The organism is Promicromonospora sp. NPDC060204 (assembly GCF_042728455.1).
In the GTDB taxonomy this organism is placed as follows: Bacteria; Actinomycetota; Actinomycetes; order Actinomycetales; family Cellulomonadaceae; genus Promicromonospora.
In genome coordinates, this window is record NZ_JBHWZO010000363.1 from 1 (window position 1) to 4,919 (window position 4,919).

The following is a 4,919-nucleotide window of genomic DNA, read 5'->3' on the forward strand; positions in this document are numbered from 1 at the left end:
GTTCCGGGCCCAATGACGGGGTAGAAGCGCACCTTGGCTGCGGCTGGGCTACGGGCGTGACGGGGCCGGGTCGGCTGGGCACGCCTCAGCGGCGAGCTGCTCCGGGTCCACCAGGGCGGTCGGTGTAGGCGGCCCGGTCGGGTCAGCCGGGGCAACCAGGGCGGCCAGGTCGGTCGAGGCGGTCGAGGCGGTCGGAGCGGCCGAGGCAACCAGCCCGGCCAGGTCGGCCGGGACGGTCGGGGTAGCCAGCCCGGTCGTGTCAGACAGATCTGCCGGGTCGGCCGGACAGTCGTCCGGTACCGCTGGTACCGACCCCGCAGGTGTCGCCGACGGCGCGGGGGCCGGGTCCGCCGGGCAGTCATCGTCGGACGCCGCTGGGGCCGGGTCCGCCGGGCAGTCGTCGGACGGCGCCTCCGCCGTAGACGCCTCCGCCGTCAACAGCCCCGCCGTAGACACCCCCGACACCGGCACCCCAGACGCCGACACTCCCGCCACCGACGTCACCGCCAGCCTCCGGTCCGGGTCCAGGCGGGTCAGGATCGCGAACGCGAGCCGGGCCAGGTCGTCGACGTCGCCCTCGGTGAGCCCGTCCAGGATCATGCTGGACACGGCGTCGGCGTACAGCGGCGTGCTCTCCCGGTAGACCTCGCGGCCCTGCTCGGTGAGCACGGCGTTGGTCGCCCGCGCGTCCTCGGCGCACGGCGCGCGGCGCACGAGCCCCTTGCGCTCCAGCCCCGTGACCACGCGCGACAGCCGCGCGAGCGTGGCGTTGGTGCGCGACGCGAGGGCGCTGAGCCGGAGCTTGCCGTCACCCGTCTCCGCGAGCGCCTCCAGCAGCGTGAACTCGAACGACGTCAGCCCGGCGGGCTGCATGCGCTTGTCCAGCGCGGTCGGCAGCAGCTCCAGCAGGGCGTGCAGGCGCGCGACCGCGACCCGCTCGGGGTACCTCAGCTCGCGCTCGTCCATGTCGCCATCCTAACAGTTGGTTGCACCTACAACTAAAGCGGTCTATGGTCAGTGCTTGTAGGTACAACCAACCGGCCCGCGGCCCTCATCCAGGGAACGGGCAGATCCAAGGGAGCAGCACCATGGCCAGCATCACGATCATCGGCACCGGCGCGATGGCGAACGCGATCGGCGGCGTCCTCGCCGAGGGCGGGCACGACGTCGCCCACGTCGCCAAGGCCGAGGTCGGCACCGCGCCGATCACCGGCGACATCGTGGTCCTCGCGGTCCCCTACGCCGCACTGGACGGCATCGCCTCGGCCTACGCCGAGCAGCTCGCCGGCAAGGTGGTCGTGGACATCACCAACCCGCTGAACTTCGAGACCTTCGACGCGCTGGTCGTGCCCGCCGGCAGCTCCGCCGCCGCCGAGCTCCAGGCCAAGCTGCCCGCCAGCCACGTGCTCAAGGCCTTCAACACCACGTTCGCCGCCACGCTCGGCGCCAAGCAGGTGGGCGCGCTGCCCACCACGGTCCTGGTCGCCGGGGACGACGCCGCCGCCAAGCAGGCCCTGATCGCGGCCGTCACGTCGTCCGGCCTCGGCGCCGTCGACGCCGGCTCGCTGGAGCGCGCGCACGAGCTGGAGGCGATCGGCTTCCTGCAGCTCACCCTCGCCGTCGGCGAGCAGCTCCCCTGGACCGGCGGCCTCGCCGTCGCCCGCTGACCCGCACGCCACCCCACCCCGCACGTCACCACACCCCACCCCGCCCCGGACCTGGAGCACCCCATGAACCCGACCGACCCGCCCGCCGTCGACGACCGGATCATCTCCCCCGCCCTGGCGATGGACGCCGTCACGCTGCGCGTGGGCGACCTCGACACGATGGCCGCCTACTACGGCTCGGCGTTCGCGCTCGAACCCCTGGAGGAGCGCGGCAACGGGCGCGAGGTGCACCGGGTGCTGGGGCGGGGCACGACGCCGCTGCTGCGGCTCGTGCACACGCCCGGCCTCCCCGCGGGCGACCACCGGCAGGCCGGGCTGTTCCACACGGCCCTGCTGTTCGACGACGAGGCCGCCCTGGCCGCCACCGTCTACCGCGCCGTGCAGGACCCGCGCGGGCAGTTCACCGGGTCCAGCGACCACCTGGTCAGCGAGGCGTTCTACTTCACGGACCCCGAGGGCAACGGCGTCGAGCTCTACACGGACCGGCCGCGCGAGCAGTGGGTGCACGAACGGGGCCAGATCAAGATGGGCAGCGCGTGGCTGGACCCCAACGCCTACCTGCGTGCGCACCTGACCGAGGCCGAGCTGGGCGCCGCGCCCAGCCGCTCCGGCCGCGTCGGCCACGTGCACCTGCAGGTCGGCGACATCGCGACGGCCCGGCAGTTCTACGTGGACGCGCTCGGCCTGGAGGCCACGCTCACCGGCTTCCCCGGCGCGCTGTTCGCGTCGGCGGGCGGGTACCACCACCACATCGCGATGAACACCTGGAACAGCGCGGGCGCCGGGCCGCGCGCCGCGAGCCTCGGGCTGGGCGAGGTCGCGATCACCGTCCCCGGGCGCGGGGACCTGGACGCCCTCGTGGCCCGCCTGCAGGGAGCGAACCTCCCCTTCGCCGACGACGGCCGCTCCGTCACCGTCGCCGACCCGTGGGGCACCCAGGTCACCGTCTCGGTGCCGGGCACGTCCGTCGAGGACCTGCTGACGCGGTAGCCCTCAGCGCGTCGAGCTGCCCGGCATCAGCTCGGTGGGCAGCGACAGCTTGGTCACCTGCCCGGGGTCGCGGAGCTGGTCCAGCACGAGCCGGACCGCCTCCGCCCCCATGCGCGCCTCGTCCTGCCGGATGTGCGTGAACCGGTAGCGCGCCTGGTCGTAGAACGCGTCCGGGTGGTCGAAGCAGACGATGCCGAGGTCGCCGGGCACGTCGCGCCCGGCCCGGTGGGCGGCCTCCCGCAGCAGGACGGCGATGTTGTACTCGGTGGCCACGAGCCCGGTCAGCCCGGGGTTGTCGGCGAGGAACTTCTCCAGGGCGGCGATGTCGTCGTCGGGCGCCACACCGCTGCCCGGGACCGTCGAGCGGACCTGCCGGAACTGGTGCGCGGGGTCGAACGGAACGTGCCGGGTCGCGTGGGCGTCGACGACGCCGTCGAGCCGGTCCTGCACCGTGGACACGGTGCTCGCCGCAGAGACCAGGCCGACGCGGTCGTACCCGGCGTCGAACAGTGCGTCCGCGGCCTGGCGGCCCGCCGAGACGTTGTCGGAGCAGACCGACGACACCGGGACGCCGTCGAACACCCGGTCCAGGATGGCCACCGGGAACGACTGCGTGATGAGCTCCAGCACGGCCGGGGGCACGTACTGCGACGAGCTCGGCTCCAGGATCAGCCCCTGGACGCCGTCCGCGACGAGCGAGCGCACCAGATCGCCCTCCGCCGCGCCGTCCCCCAGGCTGCGCTTCATCACGAGGTTGGCCGTGGTGCCCGACGCGTCGAGCAGGCCCGCCAGGACGCGCGTGCCGAATGTGTCGTCGAAGTCGGTCAGCACGCACCCGATCAGCGGGCTGGGCCCGCCGCCCGGGCCGACGGCGTTGGTGGCGGTCTCGCTCACCACCACCGTGCCGAGCCGCGGGCGGCGCGTGATGTAGCCGTCGTCGCGCAGCAGGTCCATGGCGCGCTTGAGCGTGATCGCGCTGACCCCGAGCTGCTTGGTCAGCTCGGCCTCGGCGGGCATCCGGTCGCCCACGCGGTACGTGCCGGCGTGGATCGCGTCGCGGAGCTTCTCGTACACCTCGAGGTAGAGCGGCTGGCTCACTGATGCCCCTTCACCGAATGGATATGACCGATGAATCTACCGTGACCGGGCGGCCGGACCGGCCTCCAACGCGGCGCGCAGCTCCAGCGCCATGATGGCGCTGACCTGGGTCGAGTAGTACACCGGCGGCTCGGCCGGGCGGCGCCAGTCGTCGCCCGCCAGCAGCGACCCGTCGCGCTGCGCCGTCGACCACAGCGCGTCGGTGCTCGTGCGCACGAAGTCCACGAGCGGAGCGGCGTCGGGCGAGTCCGGGCCGAGCCGGCCCAGCAGCGTGCCCAGGTAGCGGTAGAGCACGCCCTTGAACAGGCCCTCGTCGCCGCCGGCGCCCTCGCTGCCGACCACGCCGTCCGGCGCGAGCTCGGCGACCGCCGTCGTCGCGGTCCGCACCGCCGCGGCCACGAGCTCCGGACGGTGCAGGACGGCGTCGAGCGCGACCGCCGCCCCGACGTACAGGCCCTGGTTGTAGGTGAACCGCCACTGGGTGTCGACGCGGCCGTCCTCCTCGCGGTTGATGCCGTCCTCGACGAACCCGTCGGGGCCCACGAGGGTGGCCGTGATCCAGTCGAACGCGACGGTGCCGTGGTCCAGGTACCGCGGGTCCGGGTCGTGCCCGTGCAGCCGCGCGGACAGGATGGCGAACGGCCCGTTGGCCGGCGTGTTCTTGTAGTACGGCTGCTGCTTGCGCCACGCGACGCTCGCGCCGTGCGTCTCGTTCCACCCGTGCTCGACGACGTGCGCCCAGATGGCGCGGGCGTCGTCCAGCGGCTCCTGGTTCCCGGTGAGCCGGGCCAGCCGCTCCAGGGCCAGCGCGTACCAGAGCATGTCGTCGAAGTAGTCGTTGAACAGGGAGCCGTCGTTCCGCGAGCGCAGGTTCGCGCTCGTCGCCTCGGCCGCCGCGAGCCACTCCTGCTCCCCCGTGCGCTCGAACGCGTCGAGCCGCGCGTCGATCACGTGCGCCAGCCACCAGTAGTTGAACGTCGAGTTGTCCCCGACCGGGTAGGTGTTGTCCAGCAGCTGGGGCTCCGGGGCGCCGAAGAAGTGGTCCAGGCCGCGCTGGGCCAGGTCGGCACGGGCGGGCCACGGGTTGTCAGGCACGAGGTTTGACGCGTTCACAGATCTCCTAGGAGTGGGGGTGGGCGTGGGGCCCCCCCCCCCCCCCCCCCC

The 4,919-nt window shown here is 73.4% G+C and carries 5 protein-coding genes; 2 read left to right on the forward strand and 3 right to left on the reverse strand.

What is annotated here, in order from left to right; all coding sequences use genetic code 11:
* Nucleotides 1-48: 48 nt before the first annotated feature.
* Nucleotides 49-966 carry a MarR family winged helix-turn-helix transcriptional regulator gene (locus tag ACFWEJ_RS27205; RefSeq protein WP_377232298.1) on the reverse strand — a complete coding sequence of 306 codons (918 nt, stop codon included), beginning with the start codon at nt 964-966 and terminating at the stop codon, nt 49-51.
* Nucleotides 967-1,088: 122 nt separating this feature from the next.
* On the opposite strand from ACFWEJ_RS27205, the gene ACFWEJ_RS27210 reads away from it, so the two are divergent.
* Both ACFWEJ_RS27210 and ACFWEJ_RS27215 read left to right on the forward strand, forming a co-directional pair.
* On the forward strand, nt 1,089-1,667 hold the full coding sequence (locus ACFWEJ_RS27210) for an NADPH-dependent F420 reductase (protein WP_377232299.1): 579 nt from the start codon (nt 1,089-1,091) through the stop codon (nt 1,665-1,667).
* A gap of 63 nt (nt 1,668-1,730) precedes the next feature.
* The gene (locus ACFWEJ_RS27215; RefSeq protein WP_377232300.1) at nt 1,731-2,657 is read left to right on the forward strand and encodes a VOC family protein; all 927 of its coding nucleotides are present in this window, start codon (nt 1,731-1,733) and stop codon (nt 2,655-2,657) included.
* A gap of 3 nt (nt 2,658-2,660) precedes the next feature.
* On the opposite strand, the gene ACFWEJ_RS27220 is transcribed toward ACFWEJ_RS27215, so the two are convergent.
* Both ACFWEJ_RS27220 and ACFWEJ_RS27225 read right to left on the reverse strand, forming a co-directional pair.
* Nucleotides 2,661-3,755 carry a GntR family transcriptional regulator gene (locus ACFWEJ_RS27220; RefSeq protein ID WP_377232301.1) on the reverse strand — a complete coding sequence of 365 codons (1,095 nt, stop codon included), beginning with the start codon at nt 3,753-3,755 and terminating at the stop codon, nt 2,661-2,663.
* 36 nt (nt 3,756-3,791) lie between these two features.
* Nucleotides 3,792-4,868: a glycoside hydrolase family 76 protein gene (locus ACFWEJ_RS27225; protein ID WP_377232302.1), complete on the reverse strand. Its 1,077-nt coding sequence runs from the start codon at nt 4,866-4,868 to the stop codon at nt 3,792-3,794.
* Between the last annotated feature and the right edge of the window lie 51 nt (nt 4,869-4,919).

Coding starts and splice junctions, on each gene's coding strand:
- ACFWEJ_RS27205 (WP_377232298.1), bottom strand. CDS start 966: ATGGACGAGCGCGAGCTGAGGTACCCCGAGCGGGTCGCGGTCGCGCGC.
- ACFWEJ_RS27215 (WP_377232300.1), top strand. CDS start 1,731: ATGAACCCGACCGACCCGCCCGCCGTCGACGACCGGATCATCTCCCCC.
- ACFWEJ_RS27210 (WP_377232299.1), top strand. CDS start 1,089: ATGGCCAGCATCACGATCATCGGCACCGGCGCGATGGCGAACGCGATC.